Below are 25,947 nucleotides of genomic sequence, written 5' to 3' on the forward strand. Positions count from 1 at the left end.
TTCTTTGCAGCCTAGGCGCGCCAATGTTGCCGTTGCATCAATGATGCGTTCGTTTAGCGCAAAACCGGGCCGGCGCCGGGCTGCCGGTAGAATGCGCGCTCCCCGACCGATTCCGATCCCGATGCCGGCTCTGCAAGACGCTCCCCTCGACACCCTGTTCCTGCCCTTCGCCCAAGGCGCGCTGCGCTGGCCGGCCGGCAAGGTGCTGTTCCTGCGCGCGCGCGACGGCTGGGCGCTGCGCCAGCACGCGCAGCCGGCGCAACTGGTCTGCGAGCAGGGCTACCGCCCGTTCGCCACCGCCCTGGAGCAGGGCGGCTGGCAGGTCCGCGCCGAGGATGCCGACGACCACGACGCCGCCGGCGGCTATGCGCTGGTGCTGGTGCTGCCGCCGCGCCAGCGCGACGAGGCGCGGGCGCTGCTGGCGCGCGCGCTGGCGCTGGCCGCGCCGGGCGGGGTGGTGGTGGCGTGCCAGTCCAACAACGAGGGCGCCCGTTCCGGCGAGGACGACCTGCAGCAGCTGGCCGGCCTCGGCGGCAAGCTGACCAAGCACCACTGCCGGGTGTACTGGACCGCGCCGCTGCACGGCGGCCACGACGCCGCGCTGCAGCAGCGCTGGGCCAGGCTGGACGCGGCGCGGCCGATCCTGGACGGGCGCTTCCGCAGCCGCCCCGGCGTGTTCGCCTGGGACCGCATCGATCCGGCCTCGGCGCTGCTGGCCGAGCACCTGCCGGCCGACCTGGCCGGCCGCGGCGCCGACCTGGGTGCCGGCTATGGCTACCTGTCGGCGGAATTGCTCGCGCGTTGCCCGAAGATCGCCGCGCTGGACCTGTTCGAGGCCGATGCGCGCGCGCTGGCGCTGGCGCGATCGAACCTGGCGCAGGCGCCGGCCGCGGTGGAGATGGGCTACCACTGGCACGACGTGACCGCCGGGCTGCCGGCGCAGTACGACTTCATCGTCAGCAATCCCCCGTTCCATGCGCCCGGGCGCATGGAGCGCCCAGACATCGGCCGCCGCTTCATCGCCGTGGCCGCGCAGGCGCTCAAGCCCGGCGGCAGGCTGTACCTGGTCGCGAACCGGCACCTGCCGTACGAGGCGGTGCTAGACGCCAGCTTCGGCGAGACCCGCGTGATCGCCACCCGCGACGGCTTCAAGTTGATCCTGGCGGTGCGCGCCCGCGCCACGGTGCGCCGGTGAAGCTGGTCAAGCACCTGGCCAACCTGGGCTACGGCAGCCGCAAGCAGGTCACCCTGATGTTCCGCGAAGGCCGCATCACCGACGCCGACGGCGAGGTGCTGTACGCCGACGACCGCGTCGAACATGCCGCGATCCGGGTCGACGGCGAGGCGCTGGATCCGCCGCCGGGGCTAATCCTGGCGCTGCACAAGCCGGTCGGCTACACCTGTTCGACCAAGGACCCGGGCCGCATCGTCTACGACCTGCTGCCGCCGCGCTTCCGCCTGCGCTCGCCGTTGCTGTCCACGGTCGGGCGGCTGGACCGCGACACCAGCGGCCTGCTGCTGATGACCGACGACGGCGCGCTGCTGCATCGCATCGTCTCGCCGAAATCGCAGCTGGCCAAGGTCTACGAAGCGACCCTGGCCGAGGACCTGCGCGGCGACGAGGCGGCGCAGTTCGCCAGCGGCACGCTGCTGCTGGACGGCGAGACCACGCCGCTGCTGCCGGTGCAACTGGAGGTGCTGGGCCCGCGCCAGGCGCGCATCACCCTGTACGAAGGCCGCTACCACCAGGCGCGGCGCATGTTCGCCGCGATCGGCAACCACGTGGTGGCGCTGCACCGCAGCCGCATCGGCGGCTTTGCGCTGGACGAGACACTGCCAGCCGGGCAATGGCGCGCGCTGGACGCGGCGGAGTTGGCGCAGGTGTTCGGGGCCGGGAGTGGGGATTAGGGATTAGGGATTAGGGATTAGGGATTCGCAAGAGCGGTGGCTGTGCGCTGCCGCTTACGCTGTTACCAATCCCGAATCCCCAATCACGAATCCCGGCTCTCGAACAGCTTCTTCCACCCTTCCAGCCCGAGCTTCTCCAACGTCTGCAGATTGCGCTCCACGATCACGTCCGCGTCCGGGAACGCGGCCACCGCGCGTTCCACGCTGTCCTCGCGCAGCAGGTGCAGGGTGGGGAAGGGCGCGCGGTTGGTGTAGTTGCCGATGTCGTCCGGCGCGGTGCCGGCGAACTGGTAGTGCGGATGGAAGCTGGCCACCTGCAGGATGCCGTGCAGGTCCAGCGCGTCCACCGCGGCGTCGGCGTTGTCCAGGAAATCGTTGTAGTCCAGGAAATCGCCCAGCACCTGCGGGTGCACGATCAACGTCGTGTCGACCTGCTCGGCCGGCGTGTCGCGCAGCAACAGCAGTTCCTCGCTCAACTCTTCCAGCAAGGCCTCGGGCGTGGTCGCGTCGCTGAGCACGTAGCGGATCTGCTGCTTGACGTGCACAGCCTTGGCGAACGGGCACAGGTTCAGGCCGATCACCGCGCGTTCCAGCCATTGCCGGGTCAGCGCGATCGGGTCAACGGTGGGGTCGAGGTCGTTCAAGGCGATTCCGGCGGGCGAGGGCGGGCGGCGATCGGGCGGGGCGGATGCGGCGCGGATGGCGCCGCCCGCGGCTCAGTCGCGGAAATTCTCGAACTGCAGCGGCAGCTCGAAATCGCTCTTCTTCAGCAGCGCCATCACGTCCTGCAGGTCGTCGCGCTTCTTGCCGCTGATGCGCAGCTTGTCGCCGTTGATCTGCGCTTCCACCTTGAGCTTGGCGTCCTTGATCGTGGCGACGATCTTCTTGGCCAGCTTCTGCTCGATGCCCTGCTTGACCGTGACCTTCTGCCGCGCGCCGGCCAGGTTGGTCTCCACGTCGCCGAATTCCAGGCAGCGCACGTCGATGCCGCGCGCGATCAGCCGCGCGCGCAGGATGTCGGTCATCTGCTTGACCTGGAAGTCGCTGGGCGCGGCCTGGTTGATGACCTGGTCGTCGAGCTCGAAGCTGGCCTCCACGCCCTTGAAATCGAAACGGGTCGACAGCTCGCGGTTCGCCTGGTCGATGGCATTGGTCAGTTCGTGCTTGTCGATTTCGGAGACGACGTCGAAGGAAGGCATGGCAGGTCCTCGGGAAAGACCCCCTATCCTACCGATCTCGCTGCAGCGCCGCTGCCCGCCGCCGCGATCGGCAGTTCGGCGCGATGCGCCGCAGCGCGGCAGCGGTGTTCGCCCGGCGCCAGCGCAGCCGCTGCCACGACGTGACCGTCTGCCCGGGTGGGCGGGGCGCCCGATCGCGGCGATAATCCGCGCATGCCCAGCTCACGTTCCAATACCGCGGCCGCCGCCTGGATGATCGCGGCGGTCGCCTGCTTCGCGCTGATGGATGCGGCGATGAAGCTGCTGACCGCGCACTATCCGGCGCTGCAGGTGGCCACGCTGCGCGGCGGCGCCTCGCTGCCGTTCGTGCTGCTGTGGGTGCTGGCCACCGCCGGCCCGCGTTCGATCGTGCCGGTGCGCTGGGGCCTGCACCTGCTGCGCGGCGTGCTCGGCATCGCGATGATCGGCTGCTTCGCCTGGGCGCTGCGCAGCCTGCCGCTGTCCACCGCCTACACCATCTACTTCGTCGCGCCGCTGCTGGTGACGGCGTTGTCGGTGCCGCTGCTGGGCGAACACGTCGGCCCGCGGCGCTGGGCCGCGATCGGCATCGGCCTGGTCGGCGTGCTGGTGGTGCTGCGCCCGGGCATGGGTGGCTTCGTCTCGCTGCCGGGGCTGATGGTGCTGCTGGCGGCCACCGCCTACGCGCTCGCGGCGGTGCTGGTCAGCCTGCTGGCGCGGACCGAGACGCCGCAATCGCTGGTGGTCTGGTTCCTGCTGATCATGGCGCTCGGCGCCGGCGCGCTGGCGTGGCCGGCCTGGATCCCGCTGCGCCTGGCCGATGCCGGCTGGATCGCCACGCTCGGCCTGGCCGGCGCGCTGGGGCAGGTGGCCTTGACCCAGGCGTTCCGCCGCGGCGACGCCTCGCTGATCGCGCCGCTGGAGTACAGCGGCCTGATCTGGGTGATCCCGTGGGACTGGCTGCTGTGGCGCAAGCTGCCCGACGCCTGGACCTGGGTGGGCGCGGCGATCATCGTCGCCAGCGGCCTGTACCTGCTGCACCGCGAGCGGGTCCGCGCCACCGTGCGGCCGCCGCCGCTGGCGCATCCCTAACCCTTTGCCGTTGCCGGCGGCGTTCCGGGCGCAAGCGTTAGAATCGAATGGAATAACGCCTGCAGGCCTGGCCTGCTAGGCTTTGCGCCCCCTTCGCTGCCGGCCCCGCGCGGTGATCCAGTTCGAGCACCTGCACAAGTCCTACTCCGTCGCCGGCCAATCGGTCGTGGCGCTGCATCCGCTCGACCTGGAAATCCGGGCCGGCGAGGTGTTCGGCATCATCGGCCATTCCGGCGCCGGCAAGTCCACGCTGATCCGGCTGATCAACCGGCTCGAGGAGCCCAGCGGCGGGCGCCTGCTGATCGACGGCGAGGACGTCACCGCGCTGGACCGCGCCGGGCTGCGCACGCTGCGCCGGCGCATCGGCATGATCTTCCAGCACTTCAACCTGCTGTCCTCGCGCACGGTGGCCGGCAACGTCGCCTTCCCGCTGGAACTGGCCGGCACCGCGCGCGCGCAGATCGACGCGCGGGTGGCCGAGCTGCTGGCCCGGGTCGGCCTGGACGAGCACGCCAACAAGTATCCGGCGCAGCTGTCGGGCGGGCAGAAGCAGCGCGTCGGCATCGCCCGCGCGCTGGCCACCGGGCCGCAGATCCTGCTGTGCGACGAGGCCACCAGCGCGCTGGATCCGCAGACCACCGCCTCGGTGCTGAGCCTGCTGGCACAGATCAACCGCGAGCTGGGCCTGACCATCGTGCTGATCACCCACGAGATGGAGGTGATCCGCCGCGTCTGCGACCGCGTGGCGGTGCTCGATGCCGGGCATCTGGTCGAGAGCGGGCCGGTCACCGAGGTGTTCCTGCATCCGCGCCATCCGACCACGCGCCGCTTCGTATCCGAGGCCGAACACGTGGACGAGGGCGAACTGCATCGCGACTTCACCGCGGTGGCCGGGCGCATCGTGCGCCTGACCTTCCTCGGCGGCGACACCTACGCCCCGCTGCTCGGACGCATCGCGCGCGAGACCGCGGTGGACTACAACATCCTGTCCGGGCGCATCGACCGGATCAAGGACACCCCGTACGGCCAGCTGACCGTGGCCCTGGTCGGCGGCGACCTGGACGCGGCGCAGGCCGGGTTCGTCGCCGCCGGCGTGCATGTCGAGGAACTGCGCCGATGATCCCGTTCGCGACCGCCGCCACTGGCTTCTTCCGCAATCTCGACGCGGGCAAATGGGCCGAGATCGGCCGCGCCACGCTGGACACGCTGCTGATGCTCGGCGGCTCGTTGCCGCTGACCCTGCTGATCGGCCTGCCGCTGGGCGTGCTGCTGTTCCTGACCGGCCCGCGCCAGACCCACCAGCGGCCGCTGCTGTACGGCACGCTGGCGCTGGCGATCAACGTGCTGCGCTCGGTGCCCTTCATCATCCTGATGATCGCGATGATCCCGCTGACGCTGTGGGCGATGGGCACCTCGCTGGGCGTGCGCGGCGCGATCCTGCCGCTGGTGGTGGGCGCGGCGCCGTTCTATGCGCGGCTGGTGGAAACGGCGCTGCGCGAAGTGGACCGCGGCGTGGTCGAAGCCAGCCTGGCGATGGGCGCGACCACCTGGCAACTGGTCACGCGGGTGCTGTTGCCCGAGGCGCGGCCGGGGCTGATCGCCGGCGCTACGGTGACCACCATCGCCCTGATCGGCTTCACCGCGATGGGCGGCGCGATCGGTTCCGGCGGGCTCGGCGACCTGGCCTATCGCGACGGCTACCAACGCTCGCACGCCGACGTGGCGCTGATCACCGTGGTGGTGCTGCTGTTGCTGGTGCAGGGGCTGCAGATGCTCGGCGATCGGCTGGTCGCGCATTACAGCCGGCGCTGAGTGCGCAGTGCCTTGCATCGCTCTTCTGTAGGAGCGGCTTCAGCCGCGACCGGGTCTATCGGTGAAGCGGTCGCGGCTGAAGCCGCTCCTACAGAAAAGCCAGGCAGCCTTTTCTCCGCGCGCAGCGGCTGGGTCTGCTAGCTTGCCCGCAGTGCCGTCCGCGTCATTCTCATTCCCCACGTTTCCGGATTCCCGCCCATGACCAAACTCCCGCTTCGTCTGCTGCTCGGCGCCGCCGTGCTCGCCCTGGCCGCCTGCGGCAAGTCCACCTCCGCGACCGACACCGCGCGGCTCAGCGTCGCCGCCACCGCGGTGCCGCATGCGGAGATCCTCGAGGTGGTCAAGCCGCTGCTGGAGAAACAGGGCGTGACCCTGGACGTGCGCGTGTTCAACGACTACGTGCAGCCCAACGATCAGGTGGTGCAGAAACAGATCGACGTGAACTACTTCCAGACCGAGCCGTACCTGGATGCCTACAACCGCGATCGCAAGAGCGATCTGGTCACCGTGATCGGCGTGCACATCGAGCCGTTTGGCGCCTATTCGCGCCGCTTCAAGTCGCTGGCCGAGCTGCCGCAGGGCGCCGACGTGGTGATTCCCAACGATCCCAGCAACAACAGCCGCGCGCTGATCCTGCTCGACAAGGCCGGGGTCATCAAGCTCAAGGATCCGGGCAATGCGCTGTCCACCCAGCGCGACATCGTCGCCAACCCGAAGCAGCTGAAATTCCGCGAGCTGGATTCGGCGATGCTGCCGCGGGTGCTGGACCAGGTCGACCTGGCCCTGATCAACACCAACTACGCGCTCGACGCCGGCCTCAATCCCACCCGCGATGCGCTGGCGATCGAGAGCAAGGACTCGCCGTACGTGAACTTCCTGGTCGCGCGCGCCGACAACAAGGACGATCCGCGCGTGCAGAAGCTGGCCAAGGCGCTGACCAGCCCCGAGGTCAAGGCCTTCATCGAGCGCAAGTACCAGGGCGCGGTCCTGCCGGCGTTCTGAGCGGAGCCCGCGCATGCCGCTGTTGCTGGCCATTCCCCTGGCGATCGTGATCGCGCTGGCGGTGACCGCGGTGCTGTTGCCGTTGTCGCTGCTGCAGCGTTTCCGCTATGGCACCTCGCGGCGCCAGGCGCGGGCGTGGCTGGCCAGCGTGCAGTTCTGGTCGGCGCTGGTGTCGAGCCTCGTGTTGCTGGGCTTCGCGTTGATCGCCGCGCACTGGTGGCCCGATGCGGCGATGTATGCCTGCATCGGCTGGGTGGCGGGCCTGGGCCTGGGCGCGCTGGGCATCTGGTTGAGCCGGTTCGAACCGCTGCCGCAGGGCCTGTACTACACGCCGAACCTGTGGCTGGTGCTGGCGTTGACGCTGCTGGTGGTGGCGCGCATCGGCGCCGGTCTGCTGCAGGGCTGGCGCAGCATGAGCGAAGGCGCGGCCTGGCCGGCGCAGGGCTGGATGAGCCACGCCAGCCTGCTTGCGGCGGCGGCGCTGTTGCTCGGCTACGCGTGCGCGTATGCATGGCTGTTGCGGCGCAAGGTGCGCCATTTCGATCGCTATCGCGGCTACGACCGTTCGCCGCGCTGAGCCGCGCGCGCGCAGACGCGCGAAGCCACAAAACAAACGGGCCCGAAGGCCCGTTTGCATGTGACGCGGAGCAGGCGTGCTTAGAAGCGCGCGCCGACGCCGAAGCTGACCAGCCACGGATCCAGCTTCAGGTCCTGGCCGGTGCCGCTGCCGGCGACCTGCACTTCCGGACGCGAATGCATGTAGCGGGCATCGGCGCGGGCGAACCAGGTCGAGTTGATGTTCATGTCCACGCCGACGGTGCCGATCGCACCCTTGGCGGTGTCCAGGCCGACGTGCTGGCCGCTGGCCGACAGGCCGTCGATCTTCTCGTTGCTGAAGTTGGACTCGTAGTAACCGACGCCGACGAACGGACGGAACACGTTGTCCGCCTGGCCGAAGTGGTACTGGCCGCTCAGCGCGATCGGCTGCTGCTCGACGGTGCCGACCTTGCCCACGCCGCTGGCGCTGACGCGGTGGTTGAACTTGTCGGCGGCGCCCCACAGTTCGACGGCCCAGTTGTCGTTGATCAGCCAGCTGGCGCTGATGGTCGGGGCCGGGCCGCCGTCGACGTCGAGGCCGTTGGCCGGCTTGGAATGGGGGTCGAGCAGGGTCGCGCTGCCGACGACGGCAAAGCGCTTGCCGGATGCGGTGTCGCCGTCCTGCGCAAATGCGGCAGGCGCGAACGCAAGGGCGGAAACGACAGCCAGGCTCAGGATTTGAATGGACCGCATGGGAATCTCCTCAATCTTTTTTTTGTGGGGCCACAGGAGTGGGCGCGCACACCGTATCGATGAGAAGATGAATCGACGCCGACCTCGGCCGAGCGGATGCAGGCATCGTTCAGACACCGGCGTTGGATGCTTGAAATAACGAGGTTTTAAGACTTGGCGATGTTCACCCAGATGCGCGCGACGTGACGATGCAGGACGTGTTGCAGGGCCTGCCTGCGCAGATTCGCGACGATTGCCGGGTGCTGATTCTCGGCTCGATGCCCGGCGCGATGTCGCTGCAGCACGCGCGCTACTACGCGCATCCGCGCAATCGCCTGTGGCCGTTGCTGGGCGCGCTGTGCGGCTTCGATCCGCAACTGGACTACGCCGCGCGGTTGCAGGCGATGCAGGCCTGCGGCGCGGGCCTGTGGGACGTGATCGGCCAGTGCCGGCGCAGCGGCAGCCTGGATGCGGCGATCGTGCGCGGCAGCGAAGTGCCCAATCCCTTGCCCGCGCGCATCGCGCAGTTGCCGCAGTTGCGCGCGATCGCCTGCAACGGCGCGGCGGCGGCGCAGGCGTTCGCGCGTTTCGTGCAGCCGCAGCTGGCGCCGCGCGAACCGCCGCTGACGGTGCTGGCGCTGCCCTCGACCAGCCCGGCCAACGCCGCGTTCTCGCTGCCGCGGTTGCAGCAGGCCTGGGCGCCGCTGCAGGTCTGGCTCGCGCCGCCGTCGGCGGCGCGCTAGCGGAGGACCACTCAGTGCAGCGCGCGTCGCGCCGGCGCGCGCAGCCGTAGCCACAGGGTCTGCACCAGCAACACCGCAGCCAGCGCCAACGCCACCCACGCCGCGCTGCGTGCGCCGTCCAGGCCGCTGCCGGCCTGCTTGACGTAGACCGCGGCCAGCGCCCACAGCGCCGCCGCGACATAGGCCAAGTTGCCGCGCATCGCCCGGTTCAGGCCGAGCAGCAGCGCACCGGCCAGCGCGAACAGCACCAGGCTCCACGGCAGCATGTGTTCGGTGGACAGCCAGCGGTAGGCGACGATCACCTGCGCGGTGTTGAGGAAGGCGGCCAGCGACAGCCAGCCGGCGTGCAGCGACAGCGGCAGCCAGGCCCACAGCGCCTGCCACGGCTCGGCGCGCGGATCGCGCGACAGGCGCAGCGCGGCTAGCGCCAGGCACCCCAGCGCCGCCCAGATCACCGCCAGCGCCAGCAGGAAATGCTGCTGCGAGAACACCGGCATCCACAGCGCGGTCAGGCCGAAGCCCAGCGCCGCCGGCAGCCGCACCTGCGCCAGCGCGCTGTCGCGCCGGCGCCGCGGCGACAGCTGCCACAGGCCGAAGGCCAGGTCGAGCAGGAAGATCGGGCCCCAGATCGCGAACGCGTAGCCGGCGGCGACGATCAGGGTCGGGTAGCGGTCGGAGATCGCGCCGTTGGTCGGGCCGAACGCGCCGCGTTGCGAGAACCAGGCGACCAGCGGCATCGCCAACGACATCAACAGCACGAACGCACGCATGGCGGCACTCCGATCGGGGTGCGGCGCATGCTAGGCGCCTGCCCGTGAAGGCGGCGCGCCGCGCGTGGCGGCGATGACCCCCGGGACAATGCGCAGGCGTACAGTCCGCCGCGAACGCCGCAGACACGCGCTTCCCGGTGCCACGGCGCGCCCGCTGCGGGTTTTTTTGCCCGGCAAAGGTTGGCGCTGCGGCTGCGGGCCGCCACAATAGGGGTTTCCCCCTCATTAGTTGCCGGAGTTGCCCGCATGGCCGAAATCAAGGAAGCACTTGTCCCCGATATCGGTGACTACAGCGACGTCCCGGTAATCGAAGTGCTGGTGGCGGTCGGCGACACGGTGAAGAAGGACCAGAGCCTGGTCACCCTGGAGTCGGACAAGGCGACGATGGAAGTGCCGTCGCCGTTCGCCGGCGTGGTCAAGGAGCTGAAGGTCAAGATCGGCGACAGCCTGTCCGAAGGCAAGCTGGTGGCCTTGATCGAAGTGGCCGAGGACGGCGCCAGTGCCGCCGCACCGGCGCCGGCGGCCGCGAAGGCCGCGCCAGCGCCGGCCAAGCAGGAGCCGGCCCCGCCGGCGCCGGCCGCGCAGCAGGCGACCAAGCCGGTCCCGGCAGGGAATGCCGGCGGCGGCATCGTCGAGGCGCGCGTGCCGGACATCGGCGACTACAGCGACGTGCCGGTCATCGAAGTGCTGGTCGCGGTCGGCGACACCGTGGCCAAGGACCAGAGCCTGGTCACCCTGGAATCGGACAAGGCGACGATGGAAGTGCCTTCGTCGGTGGCCGGCGTGGTCAAGGAACTGAAGGTCAAGGTCGGCGACAGCCTGTCCGAGGGCAAGGTCGTGGCGCTGATCGAAGTGGCCGGCGCCAATGCCGACGCGCCGGCGGCAGGCGCGATCCAGCCCAGCGCCGAGACCGGCGGCGGGGTGGAGCCGGTCCCGGCTTCGGCCGCGCCGGACAAGCTCGCGCAGCGCGAGATCGCCCAGGTGCAGGGCTCGGCGCCGGCCAAGGCGGGCGCGTCCGCGCCGTCGGCCGGCACCCCGAGCAGCCCGCCGGTGGAGTTCAACGCCGACAGCGTGCTGCCGCAGAAGGTGCCCTACGCCAGCCCGGCGGTGCGCGTGTTCGCGCGCGAACTGGGCGTGGACCTGTTCCAGGTCAGCGGCACCGAGCACGGCGGCCGCATCACCAAAGACGACGTGCAGCGCTACGTCAAGGCCGCGCTGGCGGGCGGCGTGCCGGCCGCAGCGGCTGGCGGCGCGCCGTCGGCCGGCGGCGGCAACGGCCTGAACCTGCTGCCGTGGCCGAAGGTGGACTTCGCCAAGTTCGGCGAGGTCGAGGTCAAGCCGCTGTCGCGGATCAAGAAGATCTCCGGCGCCAACCTGGCGCGCAACTGGGCGATGATCCCGCACGTCACCCAGTTCGAGCAGGCCGACATCACCGACCTGGAAGCCCTGCGCGTGGCGTTGAACAAGGAGAACGAGAAGGCCGGCATCAAGCTGACCATGCTCGCCTTCCTGCTCAAGGCCAGCGCCGCGGCGCTGAAGCAGTTCCCCGACTTCAACGCCTCGCTGGATGCGGCCGGCGAGAACCTGACCCTGAAGAAGTACTTCCATATCGGTTTCGCCGCCGACACCCCGAACGGGCTGGTGGTGCCGGTGATCCGCGACGTGGACAAGAAGGGCGTGGTCGAGCTGGCGCGCGAGAGCGGCGAACTGGCCAAGAAGGCGCGCGACGGCAAGCTCGGCCCGGCCGAGATGAGCGGCGGCTGCTTCTCGATCAGCTCGCTCGGCGGCATCGGCGGCACCGCGTTCACCCCGATCGTCAATGCGCCGGAAGTGGCGATCCTGGGCGTGTCCAAGTCGGCGATCCAGCCGGTGTGGAACGGCAAGGAATTCGCGCCCAAGCTGATGCTGCCGCTGTCGCTGAGCTACGACCACCGGGTCATCGACGGCGCCGCGGCGGCGCGCTTCACCACCTACCTGAGCCAGGTGCTGGCGGACATGCGCCGCGTGCTGCTGTAAGTCCTGCCGCAACGGCGCCGCGCCCGGCGCGGCCCGTGTTTCCCCCACCCGCGCGCGCCGCGTCCATCGCGGCGCCGCCGTAGAACTGCAATCGCCCGCCGGCGTGCCGGCCGGGCCACAGGAGAAGCTGCATGGCGGTCATTGAGGTCAAGGTCCCGGATATCGGCGACTACAGCGAGGTTCCGGTCATCGAAGTGCTGGTCGCGGTCGGCGACACGGTGAAGAAGGACCAGGGCCTGCTGACCCTGGAGTCGGACAAGGCCACGCTGGAAGTGCCGTCGGCGGCGGCCGGCGTGATCAAGGAGCTGAAGGTCAAGCTCGGCGACGTTCTGTCCGAGGGCGCGGTGATCGCGCTGCTGGAGACCGAGGACGCCGGCGCTGCGCCGGCCGCCGCGCCCGCGCCGGCCAAGGCCGAGGCGCCGGCCAGCAAGCCGCCGGTGGCGCCGTCGCATCGCGCCCCGGCCGAGCCGCCGGCGCCCAAGCCGGCGCTGGCCAGCGGCAAGCCGGCCGACATCGAATGCAAGATGGTGGTGCTCGGTGCCGGCCCCGGCGGCTACACCGCCGCGTTCCGCGCCGCCGACCTGGGCCTGGACACGGTGCTGATCGAGCGCTACGCCAGCCTCGGCGGCGTCTGCCTCAACGTCGGCTGCATTCCGTCCAAGGCGCTGCTGCACGCGGCCGCGGTGATCGACGAGGTGGCCCATGCCGGCGACTTCGGCGTGACCTTCAGCGCGCCCAAGATCGCCCTGGACAAGCTGCGCGCGTACAAGGAAAGCGTGGTCGGCAAGCTCACCGGCGGCCTGGCCAGCATGGCCAAGCAGCGCAAGGTGCGCACCGTCACCGGGGTGGCGTCGTTCGTGTCGCCCAACGAGCTGGAGATCGTCGGCGCCGACGGCAAGACCCAGTTGCTGCGTTTCGAGCAGTGCATCATCGCCGCCGGTTCGCAGGCGGTGAAGCTGCCCAACTTCCCGTGGGACGACAAGCGGGTCATGGACTCCACCGACGCGCTGGAGCTGCAGGAGATCCCCAAGACCCTGCTGGTGGTCGGCGGCGGCATCATCGGCCTGGAAATGGCCACCGTGTACAGCGCGCTGGGCAGCAAGGTCACCGTGGTCGAGTTCATGGACCAGCTGATGCCGGGCGCCGACAAGGACCTGGTCAAGCCGCTGGCCGACCGGCTGAAGAAGCAGGGCGTGGAGGTCTACCTGAAGACCAAGGCCACCGAGGTCAAGGCCGACAAGAAGGGCATCACCGTGTCCTTTGAGGCCGCGGCCGAAGGCGAGCAGCCGGCGCTGGGCGCGACCAGCTACGACCGCGTGCTGGTCGCGGTGGGCCGTTCGCCGAACGGCAAGAAGATCGGCGCGGAGAAGGCCGGGGTGAACGTCACCGAGCGCGGCTTCATCCCGGTCGACCGGCAGATGCGCAGCAACGTGCCGCACATCTTCGCCATCGGCGACATCGTCGGCAATCCGATGCTGGCGCACAAGGCCACCCACGAGGGCAAGCTGGCCGCGGAAGTGGCGGCGGGCGAGAAGAAGGAGTGGGTGGCGCGGGTGATCCCGTCGGTGGCCTACACCAACCCGGAAATCGCCTGGGTCGGCGTCACCGAGACCGAGGCCAAGGCCAAGGGCCTGAAGGTGGGCGTGGCCAAGTTCCCGTGGGCGGCCAGCGGCCGCGCCATCGGCATCGGCCGCACCGAGGGCTTCACCAAGCTGATCTTCGACGAGGACACGCACCGCATCGTCGGCGGCGCCATCGTCGGCGTGCATGCCGGCGACCTGCTGGCCGAGATCGGCCTGGCGATCGAGATGGGCGCCGAGGCCGAGGACATCGGTCACACCATCCACGCGCATCCGACCCTGAGCGAGTCGGTCGGCATGGCCGCCGAGGTCTACGACGGCACCATTACCGACCTGTACATCCCGAAGAAGAAGTAAGCGGCTGGCGCACGCGCGACGCCGACGACGCCCCGTTCGCGGGGCGTCGTCCTGTCTGCGCGGCACCGCGCCGCGATTGCGGAGAATGCGATGCACACGCAGTCGTTGTGTTCCGAACTGCAGGCGCTGCTGGAGCGCGAGCTGGGCCAGGGCAACCGCATGCAGGAGCCGCCGCATCGGACCGACTGGCCCGAGTCCGGCTCGGTGTTCGTGGCCTTGCGGCACGATCTGCGCAGCGCCGTGGGCAGCCTGCCCGCGGCGGTACGCCATTCGGTGTGCCGCGATCCGCACTACGGTTGGCACGACGAGTGCTACTGCGAGATTCACCGGCACCTGCTGGTGGCGGGCGTGACCAAGCCGCCGTGAGCGGTGTCCGCCGCACCCGCGCCGGCATCGCCGTCCAGGCCGCCGCAGGATCCGACCGCCTGCCAACCGGCCCCATAAACGACAAACCCCCGCATCGCTGCGGGGGGTTGCGTTGAAGCTCTTTGCGAGTCCCGAAGGAATCAGAACGCGAAGGTCACACCGGCCACCGGGCCCTTGAACTCCTGCTTCAGGCCGACATTGGTCAGCGAGGCGGAGTTGGAGTCGGTCTCGCGGTCCACGTCCAGCTTGAACCAGTCGTAGCCGGCGAAGATGCCGAAGTTCTTGGTGAAGCGGTACTCGGCGATGGCATTGGCGCGGCTCAGGTCGCCGTCGTACTTGCCGAAATCGCCCCACTTGGTGTTGACGTACTGGCCCTGCACGCTGAACAGCCAATGCTCGTTCGGCTGCGCGGTGAAGCGCAGGCCGACCACCGGCGCGGCGCCGTCTTCGCTCTCGTCGATGAAGGTGCCCGAATACAGGTCGCCCAGGTCGGCGTAGGCATTGGCCTGGACCTTGGCCCACTCGGCGCCGATCTGCAGGCCCATGCTGAACTGCGGGGTGTCGATCACCGAGTAGTCGTACACCAGGCTGGCCACCTGGTACTTCATCTCACCCTTGACGAAGCTGCCGGCCGGCACGGTGACGCCGTCGTAGCTGAGGTTCTCGCCCAGTTCCTCGCGGCGGTCCTTGTCGTACTTGAAGTAGTCGAAGATCAGGCGCTGGCGGGTGCTGATGCGGAACACGCCGTCCACGCGCGGCTCCCATTCCTTGCCGCCGAAGTCGAAGTCCTGCGAACCGGAGATCTCGTTGCCGGCGATGGTGGTGTTGCCGCGCAGGGTGTTGTCGTTGTCCACGTTCATCGCGCCGAGGCGGATGGTGAAGCGGTCGTCGGTGTCGGCGGCGTGGGCGGGAAGGGCGTAGGCGGCGGCGAGCGCGCACGGCAACGCAAGGGCGAGCAAATGTTTCATAGGGGGCGAAGCTCCGTCATCTGGGGATGGATGCGCCGATGGCGAGCGCCACCGCGTGCCGCAACTATCCTTAAAACCGTGTCCACCATCCGTGAAGGTATGGAGGTGGCATCGGTCACGGAATCGCAGGCAAAAAGAAGAGCCCCGGTCGCCCGGGGCTCCATGGGTCCGCGCTGCAAATCGACGAGGATGGGCGCAGTCCCTGCATGATCGGACCGGAGGCGGGAAGAAAAGTTCCCACGCAAATCCCTGTTGCGATGCATCAATGCGGGCCGCGGTGCGGGTCCGCGACGTGCTATCGTTGGCGGCTTGGCTGGATCCGGGGACGGCCGCGACCTTTGGCGGTTGTCTCGCAAATTGTCCCATTGCTATAATTCCGCGGCTCGACGGACGCGAAGACGTCCTCAACCCACCACCAACTGCAGGATTTTCTGTGCTGAACTCCGTTGATGCGGGTCGGCGGCTGATGCTGCGCGCAGCGATTTACCCGCTGGTGGCGGTGGCCGTGGTTTCCCTGGCGTTCCTGCTGCTGGGGCCGAAGTACGCCATGGGCGCTGCCGCAACCGGGCTGGCGACGGTGGCGGGAGGATGGCTGGCGGCACGCACCGCGTTGAGCGGCGGCGTGCAGGCGGCTGGTGCGGCGATGGCGCGGTTGATCGTGGCCATGGTGCTGAAGTGGGTGTTGGTATTCGCGGTACTCGCGCTGGGCTTTGCCTGGTGGCGGCTGCCTCCTCTGGCCCTGTTGGCGGGTATCGCCACCGGGCTGATGTTCCAGGTTCTGGCTCTGGCCAGACGTTGATCGAATCACGATAAAGGCTCAGGACTCATGGCGGGCGAGGAAGCAACCCCTACCTCCTACATCCAGCACCACCTGCAAAACCTCACCTTCCAGGTGCAGGAGGGCGGGTTCTGGCAGGTGCACGTCGATACCCTGGTCATGTCGGTGCTGTCCGGCCTGCTGATGGTGTTCGGCTTCTGGATCGCCACGCGCAAGGCCACCGCCGGCGTGCCGGGCAAGTGGCAGGCGTTCGTGGAGATCCTGCTGGAGTTCGTCGACCGCCAGGCCAAGGACACCTACCACGGCACCAGCAAGCTGGTGACCCCGATCGCGATCACGCTGTTCTTCTGGATCCTGATGATGAACCTCATCAAGATGATCCCGGCGGACTTCATCGCCAAGCCGCTCGAATTGGCCGGCGTGCACTACTGGAAGCCGGTGCCCACCGCCGACGTCAACGCCACCCTGGGCATGTCGATCAGCGTGTTCTTCCTGATGATCTTCTTCTCGCTGCGCTCCAAGGGCGTGGGCGGGATGGCCAAGGAATTCCTGACCGCCCCGTTCGGCAAGTGGATGCTGCCGTTCAACCTGATCCTCAATGTCGTCGAGTGGCTGAGCAAGCCGATCTCGCTGGCGATGCGACTGTTCGGCAACATGTTCGGCGGCGAGATCGTGTTCCTGCTGATCTGGGTGCTGGGCGGTGCCGGCATCTTCGGCGCGCTGGCCGGCGGCGCATTCGGCTTCGGCTGGATGCTGTTCCACCTGCTGGTGATCCCGCTGCAGGCTTTCATCTTCATGATGCTGTCCATTGTGTATCTGAGCCTGGCGGAAGACAGCCACTGACGTTTCTGCTTCACGCGTTTTAAGCAACCCTTCGTTCGATTCACCATCCTCAAGCAACTTTAGTTCTCGGAGAAAACCATGTACTTCGCCGTCCTGACCAACCTCGCCCAAGTCCAGAGCTCCACCGTCCTCGCCGTCGGCATCATGATCGGCCTGGCCGCGCTGGGTGCCGGCCTCGGTCTGGCCATCATGGCCGGCAAGTTCCTGGAATCGGCCGCGCGCCAGCCGGAACTGATCCCGGTGCTGCAGGTGCGCATGTTCATCACCGCCGGCCTGATCGACGCCGCGTTCATCATCAGCGTCGCGGTCGGCCTGCTGTTCGCGTTCGCCAACCCGATGATCGGCGAGTTCGTGTCGCGCCTGCCGCAGGGCGGCTGATCCAGTAGCACCGGCGGACGGTCGCAGCGATGCGGCCGCCCCCGCTGCGGATGAAGGTTCGGACGCGCCCGCCGCGATGGCGGCGCGTCCACCCCGTCACTTTGGCTGAGCGTACCCAATGAATATCGGTCTCACCCTCTTTGCCCAGGCGCTGGCGTTTGCCGGTCTGATCTGGATCGTCGCGACCAAGATCTGGCCGCCGCTGATGCAGGCCATCGAAGAGCGCCAACAGAAGATCGCCGAAGGCCTCGCCGCCGCCGATCGCAGCCAGAAGGATCTGGCGCAGGCGCAGGAAAAGGTCAACGAAGCGCTGAAAGACGCACGCGTCAAGGCCAACGAGATCATCGATCAGGCCCACGCGCGCGCCAACCAGATCGTCGAAGCGGCCAAGAACGAGGCGATCGCCGAGGCCAACCGGCAGAAGGATCTGGCCCAGGCCGAGATCGACGCCGCGGCCAACCGTGCGCGCGAGGACCTGCGTCGCCAGGTGTCGCTGCTGGCGGTGAGCGGTGCGGAAAAGCTGCTCAAGCGCGAAATCGACGCCAACGCCCACAAGGCGCTGCTCGACGAGCTGGCGGCGGAGATCTGAGATGAGCCAGGCCCTCACACTGGCGCGTCCGTATGCCCGCGCCGCGTTCGCCGCGGCCAGCGATGCCGGCAAGCTCGCGCCATGGTCGCAGGCCTTGGCGTTCTCCGCCCAGGTCGCCGCCGATCCGCGCGTGGCGGCGTTGCTGCACAACCCGCAGCTGCAGCGCGAGCAGGCGGTGGCGCTGCTGGCGCCGCAGGTGGCCGACGAGCAGTACGCGCGCTTCCTGAGCCTGCTGGCCGAAGGGCAGCGGCTGCCGCTGCTGCCCGAGATCGCCGGGCTGTACGATCAGCTGCGTGCCGAGGCCGAATGTGTGGTCAAGGCCAACGTGACCTCGGCCACCCAGCTGAGCGACGCGGAGGTGGCCTCGTTGAAGGTGGCGTTGAAGCAGCGCTTCGGCCGCGAGGTCGAGATCACCACGGCGGTGGACGCTTCGCTGATCGGCGGCGCGGTGATCGACGCCGGCGACGTGGTCATCGACGGCTCGCTGAAAGGCAAGCTGTCGCGCCTGCAATCCGCACTGGCCCACTAAGAAGCGGGAATGGCGAATAGAGAAGAGAGAACCCGGCCCGGCGGCGACGCCACCAGCGATTCCCGATTCCCCATTCCCGATTCTCAAAGAAGCTAACCAAACGTCGCCATCCGCCTTCGCGCGGTGGACGATCCGAAGGAAACCAAGATGGCAACCACGCTCAATCCCTCCGAAATCAGCGAACTGATCAAGAACCGCATCGAGCAGGTCAAGCTGACTGCGGAGTCGCGCAACGAAGGCACGGTCACCAGCGTGTCCGACGGCATCGTGCGCATCTTCGGCCTGGCCGACGTGATGCAGGGCGAAATGATCGAACTGCCGAACGAGACCTACGCCCTGGCGCTGAACCTGGAGCGCGACTCGGTCGGCGCCGTGGTGCTCGGCGACTACGAGAACCTGCGCGAAGGCGACGTGGCCAAGACCACCGGCCGCATCCTGGAAGTGCCGGTGGGCAAGGAACTGCTCGGCCGCGTGGTCAACGCGCTGGGCGAGCCGATCGACGGCAAGGGCCCGCTGGGCACCTCGCAGACCGCGCCGGTGGAGCGCGTGGCGCCGGGCGTGATCTGGCGCAAGTCGGTCGACCAGCCGGTGCAGACCGGCTACAAGTCGGTCGACGCGATGATCCCGATCGGCCGCGGCCAGCGCGAGCTGGTCATCGGCGACCGCCAGACCGGCAAGACCGCGCTGGCGATCGATGCGGTGATCAACCAGAAGACCACCGGCATCAAGTGCGTGTACGTGGCGATCGGGCAGAAGGCCTCGACCGTGGCCAACATCGTGCGCAAGCTGGAAGAGAACGGCGCGCTGGCGCACACCATCGTGGTCGCCGCGACCGCCTCCGAATCGGCGGCGATGCAGTACATCAGCGCCTACGCCGGCTGCACCATGGGCGAGTACTTCATGGACCGCGGCGAAGACGCGCTGATCGTGTACGACGATCTGTCCAAGCAGGCCGTGGCCTACCGCCAGATCTCGCTGCTGCTGAAGCGCCCGCCGGGCCGCGAAGCGTATCCGGGCGACGTGTTCTACCTGCACAGCCGCCTGCTGGAGCGCGCCGCGCGCGTGTCCGAGGACTACGTGGAGAAGTTCACCAACGGCGAAGTGAAGGGCAAGACCGGTTCGCTGACCGCGCTGCCGATCATCGAAACCCAGGCCGGCGACGTGTCCGCGTTCGTGCCGACCAACGTGATCTCGATCACCGACGGCCAGATCTTCCTGGAAACCGACCTGTTCAACGCCGGCATCCGTCCGGCGGTGAACGCCGGCATCTCGGTGTCGCGCGTCGGCGGCGCCGCGCAGACCAAGATCATCAAGAAGCTCTCCGGCGGCATCCGCATCTCGCTGGCGCAGTACCGCGAGCTGGCGGCGTTCGCGCAGTTCGCCTCGGACCTGGACGAAGCCACCCGCAAGCAGCTCGAGCGCGGCCAGCGCGTCACCGAGCTGATGAAGCAGAAGCAGTACCTGCCGATGTCCATCGCCAACCAGGCGCTGTCGATCTACGCGGTCAACGAAGGCTTCCTGGACGACGTGCCGGTCAACAAGATCGGCGCGTTCGAGGAAGGCCTGCATGCGCACTTCGCCAACACCGCCGGCGAGCTGATCGCCAAGGTCAACGACAGCGGCGACTGGAACGGCGAGATCGAAGCGGCGTTCAAGAAGGGCATCGGCGAGTTCAAGACCACGGGCAGCTGGTAAGTCAGCAGCAGGGATTCGGGATTAGGCATTAGAGATTCGCAGGAGCGGGATACGGGGGGCTTCGGCCAATCCCGAATCCCGATTCCCGAATCCCACGAGCGGAGCGAGTAATGGCAGGCGGACGCGAAATCAAAACCAAGATCAAGAGCGTGCAGAACACCCGCAAGGTGACGCGCGCGCTCGAGATGGTCTCGGCCTCCAAGATCCGCAAGGCGCAGGATCGGATGAAGACCTCGCGCCCGTACGCGCAGGCGATGAAGCAGGTGATCGGGCATCTGGCGCAGGCCAGCACCGACTACACGCATCCGTTCCTGGTGCAGCGCGACGCGGTCAAGCGCGTCGGCTACATCGTGATCTCCTCCGATCGCGGCCTGGCCGGCGGCCTCAACAACAACCTGTTCCGCAAGATGCTGGGCGAAGTGCGCCAGTGGCAGGACAAGGGCGCCGGCATCGACGTGGTCACCATCGGCCAGAAGGCCTCGGTGTTCTTCCGCCGGCTCAAGGTCGACATGGTTGGCAGCGTCAGCCACCTCGGCGACGTGCCGCAGCTGGAACAGCTGATCGGCGTGATCAAGGTGATGCTGGATGCGTTCACCGAGGGCAAGGTCGACCGCGTCTACCTGGTCTACAACCGCTTCGTGAACACGATGACGCAGAAGGCCAGCTTCGACCAGCTGCTGCCGCTGCCGGCGGCGGAGAACCAGGTCGCGCACCACGACTGGGACTACCTGTACGAACCCGATGCCGCGACCGTGCTGGATCACGTGATGACGCGCTACATCGAGTCGCTGGTGTACCAGGCGGTGCTGGAGAACGTGGCCTCCGAGCATGCCGCGCGCATGGTCGCGATGAAGGCGGCCAGCGACAACGCCAACAAGCTGATCAGCACCTTGCAGCTGATCTACAACAAGGCGCGCCAGGCGGCGATTACCCAGGAAATTTCCGAGATCGTCGGCGGCGCAGCCGCTGTGTAGCCGGGAATGGGGAATGGAGAAACGGGAATGGTCGAAGCAGCAGCGCTTGATCTTCCCATTCCCGATTCCCCTTTCCCCATTCCCGACACCAGATTCGCATAGACATTAGTGGAGTTATCCAAATGAGTCAGGGCAAGATCGTTCAGATCATCGGCGCGGTCGTCGACGTCGAATTCGCGCGTGCCGATGTGCCGAAGATTTACGACGCACTGAAGGTCGAGGGCACGGCCATCACGCTGGAAGTCCAGCAGCAGCTGGGCGACGGCATCGTGCGCACCATCGCGCTCGGTTCCACCGACGGCCTCAAGCGCAACCTGCTGGCGACCAACACCGGCCGCGCGATCTCGGTGCCGGTCGGCCCGGGCACGCTGGGCCGGATCATGGACGTGCTGGGCCGCCCGATCGACGAGGCCGGCGACGTGCAGGCCACCGACCATTGGGAAATCCACCGCGCCGCGCCGAGCTACGAAGACCAGTCCTCGGCCACCGAACTGCTGGAAACCGGCATCAAGGTCATCGACCTGATGTGCCCGTTCGCCAAGGGCGGCAAGGTCGGCCTGTTCGGCGGCGCCGGCGTCGGCAAGACCGTCAACATGATGGAACTGATCAACAACATCGCCAAGGCGCACTCGGGTCTGTCCGTGTTCGCCGGCGTGGGCGAGCGGACCCGCGAGGGCAACGACTTCTACCACGAGATGAAGGACTCCAACGTCCTGGACAAGGTCGCGATGGTGTACGGCCAGATGAACGAGCCGCCGGGCAACCGCCTGCGCGTGGCGCTGACCGGCCTGACCATGGCCGAGTACTTCCGCGACGAGAAGGACGAGAACGGCAAGGGCAAGGACGTGCTGCTGTTCGTCGACAACATCTACCGCTACACCCTGGCCGGTACCGAAGTGTCGGCGCTGCTGGGCCGCATGCCGTCGGCGGTGGGCTACCAGCCGACCCTGGCCGAGGAAATGGGCGTGCTGCAGGAGCGCATCACCTCGACCAAGACCGGCTCGATCACCTCGATCCAGGCCGTGTACGTGCCCGCGGACGATTACACCGACCCGTCGCCGGCGACCACCTTCGCCCACCTCGACTCGACCGTCGCGCTGTCGCGCAGCATCGCCTCGCTGGGTATCTACCCGGCGGTGGATCCGCTGGATTCGACCTCGCGCATGATGGATCCGAACGTGATCGGCCACGAGCACTACGACACCGCCCGCCGCGTGCAGATGACCCTGCAGAAGTACAAGGAACTGAAGGACATCATCGCGATCCTGGGCATGGACGAGCTGTCCGAAGAAGACAAGCAGTCGGTGTCGCGCGCGCGCAAGATCGAGCGCTTCTTCAGCCAGCCGTTCCACGTGGCCGAAGTGTTCACCGGCTCGCCGGGCAAGTATGTGTCGCTGAAGGACACCATCCGCGGCTTCAAGGGCATCGTCGAAGGCGAGTACGACCACCTGCCGGAGCAGGCGTTCTACATGGTCGGCAGCATCGAAGAAGCGGTCGAGAAGGCCAAGAAGATGGCCGAGAAGGCGTAACAGCCGGGATTCGGCATTCGGGATTAGGGATACGCAAAGGCGGGTGTCGGGTTTGATGGATTCGAATGGAGGAGAAGGCGGTGACACCGCTTTGACCAATCCCGAATCCCCAATCCCCAATCCCGCCTCGCGCCAGCGAGGTAACCATGAGCACCATCCGTTGCGACATCGTCAGCGCCGAGCATGAGATCTACCACGGTGAAGCGACCCTGGTGGTCGCCACCGGCGAGCTGGGCGAGCTGGGCATCGCGCCCAAGCACGCGCCGCTGATCACCCGGCTCAAGCCCGGCAAGGTGGTGGTCACCACCGCCAGCGGCGAGCAGCTGGATTTCGCCATTTCCGGCGGCATCCTCGAGGTGCAGCCGCAGGTGGTGACCATCCTGGCCGACACCGCGATCCGCGCGCAGGACATCGACGAGGCGTCGGTGCGCAAGGCCAAGGAAGACGCCGAGCGCATGCTGGCCAACCGCGGCGAGGGCATCGACGTGGCCGAGGCGCAGGCCAAGCTGGCGGAAGTCACCGCGCAGCTGCAGGCGCTGGAACGCCTGCGCAAGAACCTCAAGCACTGAGTCTCGCGGCGCGCGCCGTCTGGCGCAGGCATGCGACGAAGACGCCGGCGGCTGCCGGCGTTTTTCGTTTGTGGGCCACGTCCGCTGTACGCCGTGCCGTTTCGCAGCGGCGAGGAGCGCAGCTGCCGTCTCGCGCGTAGCGCCGGCATCGCCGCAACAGTGACGCGGCGCACGGCGCAGGCTTTATCGCCGCTGACTCGGCGGCGCCGGCGCGCGCCAGGCGCGGCGCGATGCAATGAAAACGTCCTCCGGCTTCGGCAAGATGGCCGCCCGATCTGCGGATTCATTCCCCCACGCAGACGGTTTTTCAGGAGAGACCCGATGACCGCTTCCGTCGCTGCCACACTCCCGCGCGTGCTGAGCGCGCTGCTGGCCGGCACTGCCATGCTGGGCTGCGCGATGCCCGCGCGCAGCGCCACGCCGCTGGAACCGCTGCTCGACCGCATCGTCGAGCGCAACGCGATCGGCGACCAGGTGGCGCTGAGCAAATGGGACAGCGGCAAGCCGGTGCTGGACGCCACGCGCGAAGCCGCGGTGCTGGCCAGCGTGCGCGAGCAGGCGCCGGCGCACGGCGTGGATGCGGACGATGCGGCGCGCTTCTTCGGCATGCAGATCGAGTCCAACAAGCTGGTGCAATACCAGTTGCTGGAGCGCTGGCGGCTGCGCGGCCGTGCCCCCGACCAGCCGCGTCCGGACCTGACCGCGCTGCGCGCGCGGCTGGACCAGCTGCAGGGCGAAATGCTGGACGCCTTGCAGGCCAGCGCCGCGGCGCGGCAGGCGCCGGAGTGTCCCGCGGCGACCGCGCGCGCGGCCGAGGCCTATGCGCTGCGCTGGCAGCTGGACCAGGTCCATCGCACCGCGCTGGTGCGCAGCCTGGGCGATTTCTGCCACTGAGCGAGGCGAGCGGGGCGCAGTCGTCCCGATTGCACCGGCATGCGGCCTGCGCGGTCGAGGGCGCGCGGGCCGCGCCGTGCGCAGCGGCCTGTTTTTTGTAGGAGCGTTCAGCCGCGACGGGCGTTGCCGAGAGTGCCTGTCGCGGCTGAAGCCGCGCCTACAGGGGTGTGCTGCGTGCTGCGCCTTAGCGGTACACCACGTGCCGCCCCACGAAGAACGACAGTACCGCCAGCAGGCCTTCGACCACCGGCTTGGCCAGCCAGGCCAGGCGCAGGCCCAGCGCGTCCACGCACAGCGCCACCAGCCAGGTGCTGAGCAGGGTCATCAGGATCCACACCGCCATGAAGCGGCCGAACCGCTGCCAGCCCAGGCGCGCGCCGTCGCCGCTGGCGAAGGTGATGCGGCCGTTGAGCCAGAAGCCGAGCAGGGCGCCGCAGACGCGGCCGAGCACGTTGGCCGGGATCGGCGGCATGCCGGCGGCGGTCGCCGCGACGAACACGCTCCAGTCGATCAGCAGTTGCAGCAATCCGATCACGACGAATTGACTGCCCTGGCGCAGCAGACTCATGGAAGCCCTGGGTTGGGATCAAGCGCGCATGCTAGCGTCTGCCACGCAGATGTAAATGCCGCGGCGTCGCGACGCCGCGGGCGTTGCGGCACGCTGACGCGGCTGCCTCTAAAATCCCCGTCTGACCCGGAATGGAACTTCCCCATGAGCCTGCCCCTGCACGTCGTGATCCTTGCCGCCGGCGCGGGCAAGCGGATGAAGTCCGCCAAGCCCAAGGTGCTGCAACCCATCGCCGGCCGGCCGATGCTGGCCCACGTGATCGACACCGCGCGCCAGCTGCAGCCGGCGGCGATCCATGTGGTCTACGGCCATGGCGGCGACGCGGTGCGCGCGGCCTTCGGCGACCAGCCGGATCTGCTGTGGGCCGAGCAGGCGCAGCAGCTGGGCACCGGACATGCGGTGCAGCAGGCGATGGCCGAGGTGCCGGATGCGGCCACGGTGCTGGTGCTGTACGGCGACGTGCCGCTGATCCGCGCCGACACCTTGTTGCGCCTGCTGCACTCGCCGGGGCGGCTGGCGGTGCTGGTGGCCGAACCCGACGACCCCAGCGGCTACGGCCGCATCGTGCGCGACGCGGCAGGCAAGGTCGCGGCGATCGTGGAGCACAAGGATGCCGACGACGATCAGCGCCGCATCCGCGCCATCAACACCGGCATCGTCACCGCCGAATCCACCGCGCTCAAGCGCTGGCTGGCGCAATTGCGCAGCGACAACGCGCAGGGCGAGTATTACCTGACCGACGTGTTCGCCGCCGCCGCCGCCGAATTCACCCCGGCGGAGATGGTGCTGGTGGCCGATCCGATCGAGACCGAGGGCGCCAACGACCCGTGGCAGCTGGCGCAGCTGGAGCGCGCCTGGCAGCTGCGCGCGGCGCGTGCGCTGTGCGAGCAGGGGGCGCACCTGCTCGATCCGAACCGGCTGGACCAGCGCGGCCGCGTGCGCGTGGGCCGCGACGTGTGCATCGACGTGAACGTGGTGCTGGAAGGCGAGGTGGAACTGGGCGACGGGGTCAGCATCGGCCCGTTCGTGCGGCTGAAGGACGTGGTGCTGGGGCCGGGTACCGAAGTGCGCGCGCACTGCGACCTGGAAGGCGTGGTCACCGAGGGCGCGGTGATGATCGGCCCGTTCGCGCGGCTGCGGCCGGGCACGGTGCTGGCCGACGGTGTGCACATCGGCAACTTCGTCGAGACCAAGAAGGCGGTGCTCGGCGTCGGCAGCAAGGCCAATCATCTAAGCTATCTGGGCGATGCGACGATCGGCAGCGGGGTCAACATCGGTGCCGGCACCATCACCTGCAACTACGACGGCGTGAACAAGTCGCAGACCATGATCGGCGACGACGTCTTCGTCGGCTCCAACAGCGCGCTGGTGGCGCCGCTGACGATCGGTGCCGGGGCGACCATAGGCGCCGGGTCGGTGATCACGCGCGACGCGCCGGCCGGCCAGCTCACCGTGGCGCGGGCGCGGCAGGCGACGCACGAAGACTGGAAGCGGCCGAAGAAGAAATAGCCGCCAGCGCGCG

General features: G+C 68.5%; 28 protein-coding genes. 22 read left to right on the forward strand and 6 right to left on the reverse strand.

Annotated features, from left to right (window positions below; all coding sequences use genetic code 11):
* The first annotated feature begins 121 nt into the window (after positions 1 to 121).
* Positions 122 to 1,195 carry a class I SAM-dependent methyltransferase gene (locus JR064_RS16375; protein WP_206230455.1) on the forward strand — a complete coding sequence of 358 codons (1,074 nt, stop codon included), beginning with the start codon at positions 122 to 124 and terminating at the stop codon, positions 1,193 to 1,195.
* Positions 1,192 to 1,908: a pseudouridine synthase gene (locus tag JR064_RS16380; RefSeq protein WP_191825371.1), complete on the forward strand. Its 717-nt coding sequence runs from the start codon at positions 1,192 to 1,194 to the stop codon at positions 1,906 to 1,908. The genes JR064_RS16375 and JR064_RS16380 overlap by 4 nt, the downstream gene beginning before the upstream one ends.
* Before the next feature lie 83 nt (positions 1,909 to 1,991).
* Here the strand turns inward: JR064_RS16380 and JR064_RS16385 are convergent, their stop codons facing one another.
* Both JR064_RS16385 and JR064_RS16390 read right to left on the reverse strand, forming a co-directional pair.
* On the reverse strand, positions 1,992 to 2,552 hold the full coding sequence (locus tag JR064_RS16385; RefSeq protein ID WP_206230456.1) for a DUF1415 domain-containing protein: 561 nt from the start codon (positions 2,550 to 2,552) through the stop codon (positions 1,992 to 1,994).
* A 72-nt stretch (positions 2,553 to 2,624) separates the two neighbouring features.
* Positions 2,625 to 3,107, reverse strand: a complete 483-nt coding sequence (locus tag JR064_RS16390) for a YajQ family cyclic di-GMP-binding protein (protein WP_179568798.1) — start codon at positions 3,105 to 3,107, stop codon at positions 2,625 to 2,627.
* A gap of 192 nt (positions 3,108 to 3,299) precedes the next feature.
* Here JR064_RS16390 and JR064_RS16395 point away from each other — a divergent pair, with 192 nt between their 5' ends.
* The 5 genes from JR064_RS16395 to JR064_RS16415 all read left to right on the forward strand — a co-directional run bounded on the left by JR064_RS16395 (position 3,300) and on the right by JR064_RS16415 (position 7,587).
* Positions 3,300 to 4,196: a DMT family transporter gene (locus JR064_RS16395; protein WP_206230457.1), complete on the forward strand. Its 897-nt coding sequence runs from the start codon at positions 3,300 to 3,302 to the stop codon at positions 4,194 to 4,196.
* A gap of 112 nt (positions 4,197 to 4,308) precedes the next feature.
* Complete coding sequence (locus tag JR064_RS16400; protein WP_206230458.1) at positions 4,309 to 5,316, forward strand: ATP-binding cassette domain-containing protein; 1,008 nt, start codon at positions 4,309 to 4,311, stop codon at positions 5,314 to 5,316.
* A complete protein-coding gene (locus JR064_RS16405) occupies positions 5,313 to 6,008 on the forward strand; it encodes a methionine ABC transporter permease (protein WP_191825374.1) in 696 nt (231 codons plus the stop codon). Before JR064_RS16400 ends, JR064_RS16405 begins: the two co-directional genes overlap by 4 nt.
* Before the next feature lie 198 nt (positions 6,009 to 6,206).
* A complete protein-coding gene (locus JR064_RS16410) occupies positions 6,207 to 7,010 on the forward strand; it encodes a MetQ/NlpA family ABC transporter substrate-binding protein (RefSeq protein ID WP_179568790.1) in 804 nt (267 codons plus the stop codon).
* Between the two features lie 13 nt (positions 7,011 to 7,023).
* Entirely contained in the window at positions 7,024 to 7,587 is a 564-nt protein-coding gene (locus tag JR064_RS16415; RefSeq protein ID WP_179568788.1) for a CcdC protein domain-containing protein, read from the forward strand.
* 80 nt (positions 7,588 to 7,667) lie between these two features.
* Here JR064_RS16415 and JR064_RS16420 read toward each other — a convergent pair whose 3' ends face one another.
* Entirely contained in the window at positions 7,668 to 8,300 is a 633-nt protein-coding gene (locus JR064_RS16420) for an OmpW/AlkL family protein (RefSeq protein ID WP_179568786.1), read from the reverse strand.
* Between the two features lie 188 nt (positions 8,301 to 8,488).
* Here JR064_RS16420 and JR064_RS16425 point away from each other — a divergent pair, with 188 nt between their 5' ends.
* On the forward strand, positions 8,489 to 9,022 hold the full coding sequence (locus JR064_RS16425; RefSeq protein WP_179569430.1) for a DNA-deoxyinosine glycosylase: 534 nt from the start codon (positions 8,489 to 8,491) through the stop codon (positions 9,020 to 9,022).
* Positions 9,023 to 9,033: 11 nt separating this feature from the next.
* On the opposite strand, the gene JR064_RS16430 is transcribed toward JR064_RS16425, so the two are convergent.
* Positions 9,034 to 9,792: a hypothetical protein gene (locus tag JR064_RS16430; protein WP_206230459.1), complete on the reverse strand. Its 759-nt coding sequence runs from the start codon at positions 9,790 to 9,792 to the stop codon at positions 9,034 to 9,036.
* A gap of 246 nt (positions 9,793 to 10,038) precedes the next feature.
* Here JR064_RS16430 and aceF point away from each other — a divergent pair, with 246 nt between their 5' ends.
* The 3 genes from aceF to JR064_RS16445 all read left to right on the forward strand — a co-directional run bounded on the left by aceF (position 10,039) and on the right by JR064_RS16445 (position 14,111).
* Positions 10,039 to 11,808: a dihydrolipoyllysine-residue acetyltransferase gene (gene aceF, locus JR064_RS16435; protein ID WP_206230460.1), complete on the forward strand. Its 1,770-nt coding sequence runs from the start codon at positions 10,039 to 10,041 to the stop codon at positions 11,806 to 11,808.
* A gap of 131 nt (positions 11,809 to 11,939) precedes the next feature.
* Positions 11,940 to 13,745, forward strand: a complete 1,806-nt coding sequence (gene lpdA, locus JR064_RS16440) for a dihydrolipoyl dehydrogenase (protein ID WP_206230461.1) — start codon at positions 11,940 to 11,942, stop codon at positions 13,743 to 13,745.
* Between the two features lie 90 nt (positions 13,746 to 13,835).
* On the forward strand, positions 13,836 to 14,111 hold the full coding sequence (locus JR064_RS16445) for a hypothetical protein (protein ID WP_179568778.1): 276 nt from the start codon (positions 13,836 to 13,838) through the stop codon (positions 14,109 to 14,111).
* A gap of 140 nt (positions 14,112 to 14,251) precedes the next feature.
* Here JR064_RS16445 and JR064_RS16450 read toward each other — a convergent pair whose 3' ends face one another.
* Positions 14,252 to 15,079 (reverse strand): hypothetical protein, encoded by an 828-nt coding sequence (locus JR064_RS16450; RefSeq protein ID WP_179568776.1) that lies wholly within the window; start codon positions 15,077 to 15,079, stop codon positions 14,252 to 14,254.
* Positions 15,080 to 15,512: 433 nt separating this feature from the next.
* Between JR064_RS16450 and JR064_RS16455 the strand changes: the two genes are divergently transcribed.
* The 10 genes from JR064_RS16455 (at position 15,513) to JR064_RS16500 (ending at position 23,857) form a co-directional block, all read left to right on the forward strand.
* On the forward strand, positions 15,513 to 15,878 hold the full coding sequence (locus tag JR064_RS16455; protein ID WP_179568774.1) for an ATP synthase subunit I: 366 nt from the start codon (positions 15,513 to 15,515) through the stop codon (positions 15,876 to 15,878).
* Between the two features lie 27 nt (positions 15,879 to 15,905).
* Positions 15,906 to 16,700, forward strand: coding sequence for a F0F1 ATP synthase subunit A (atpB, locus tag JR064_RS16460; RefSeq protein WP_206230462.1), 795 nt, complete (start codon positions 15,906 to 15,908; stop codon positions 16,698 to 16,700).
* 78 nt (positions 16,701 to 16,778) lie between these two features.
* On the forward strand, positions 16,779 to 17,078 hold the full coding sequence (atpE, locus tag JR064_RS16465; RefSeq protein WP_046978353.1) for a F0F1 ATP synthase subunit C: 300 nt from the start codon (positions 16,779 to 16,781) through the stop codon (positions 17,076 to 17,078).
* A 118-nt stretch (positions 17,079 to 17,196) separates the two neighbouring features.
* A complete protein-coding gene (locus tag JR064_RS16470; protein ID WP_179568770.1) occupies positions 17,197 to 17,667 on the forward strand; it encodes a F0F1 ATP synthase subunit B in 471 nt (156 codons plus the stop codon).
* Position 17,668: 1 nt separating this feature from the next.
* Positions 17,669 to 18,196 carry a F0F1 ATP synthase subunit delta gene (locus JR064_RS16475; protein ID WP_179568768.1) on the forward strand — a complete coding sequence of 176 codons (528 nt, stop codon included), beginning with the start codon at positions 17,669 to 17,671 and terminating at the stop codon, positions 18,194 to 18,196.
* 147 nt (positions 18,197 to 18,343) lie between these two features.
* Positions 18,344 to 19,891 carry a F0F1 ATP synthase subunit alpha gene (gene atpA / locus JR064_RS16480; protein ID WP_179568766.1) on the forward strand — a complete coding sequence of 516 codons (1,548 nt, stop codon included), beginning with the start codon at positions 18,344 to 18,346 and terminating at the stop codon, positions 19,889 to 19,891.
* A gap of 110 nt (positions 19,892 to 20,001) precedes the next feature.
* A complete protein-coding gene (gene atpG, locus JR064_RS16485) occupies positions 20,002 to 20,865 on the forward strand; it encodes a F0F1 ATP synthase subunit gamma (protein WP_206230463.1) in 864 nt (287 codons plus the stop codon).
* Positions 20,866 to 20,987: 122 nt separating this feature from the next.
* Positions 20,988 to 22,394, forward strand: coding sequence for a F0F1 ATP synthase subunit beta (gene atpD / locus JR064_RS16490; protein ID WP_179568762.1), 1,407 nt, complete (start codon positions 20,988 to 20,990; stop codon positions 22,392 to 22,394).
* A gap of 146 nt (positions 22,395 to 22,540) precedes the next feature.
* Positions 22,541 to 22,963: a F0F1 ATP synthase subunit epsilon gene (locus tag JR064_RS16495; protein ID WP_179568760.1), complete on the forward strand. Its 423-nt coding sequence runs from the start codon at positions 22,541 to 22,543 to the stop codon at positions 22,961 to 22,963.
* 321 nt (positions 22,964 to 23,284) lie between these two features.
* Complete coding sequence (locus JR064_RS16500) at positions 23,285 to 23,857, forward strand: chorismate mutase (RefSeq protein WP_179568758.1); 573 nt, start codon at positions 23,285 to 23,287, stop codon at positions 23,855 to 23,857.
* Between the two features lie 184 nt (positions 23,858 to 24,041).
* Here the strand turns inward: JR064_RS16500 and JR064_RS16505 are convergent, their stop codons facing one another.
* Positions 24,042 to 24,425 (reverse strand): GtrA family protein, encoded by a 384-nt coding sequence (locus tag JR064_RS16505; protein ID WP_179568756.1) that lies wholly within the window; start codon positions 24,423 to 24,425, stop codon positions 24,042 to 24,044.
* Positions 24,426 to 24,569: 144 nt separating this feature from the next.
* On the opposite strand from JR064_RS16505, the gene glmU reads away from it, so the two are divergent.
* Positions 24,570 to 25,934: a bifunctional UDP-N-acetylglucosamine diphosphorylase/glucosamine-1-phosphate N-acetyltransferase GlmU gene (glmU, locus tag JR064_RS16510; RefSeq protein WP_206230464.1), complete on the forward strand. Its 1,365-nt coding sequence runs from the start codon at positions 24,570 to 24,572 to the stop codon at positions 25,932 to 25,934.
* Positions 25,935 to 25,947: the final 13 nt, after the last annotated feature.

Source organism: Xanthomonas bonasiae (assembly GCF_017163705.1).
Taxonomy (GTDB): Bacteria; Pseudomonadota; Gammaproteobacteria; order Xanthomonadales; family Xanthomonadaceae; genus Xanthomonas_A; species Xanthomonas_A bonasiae.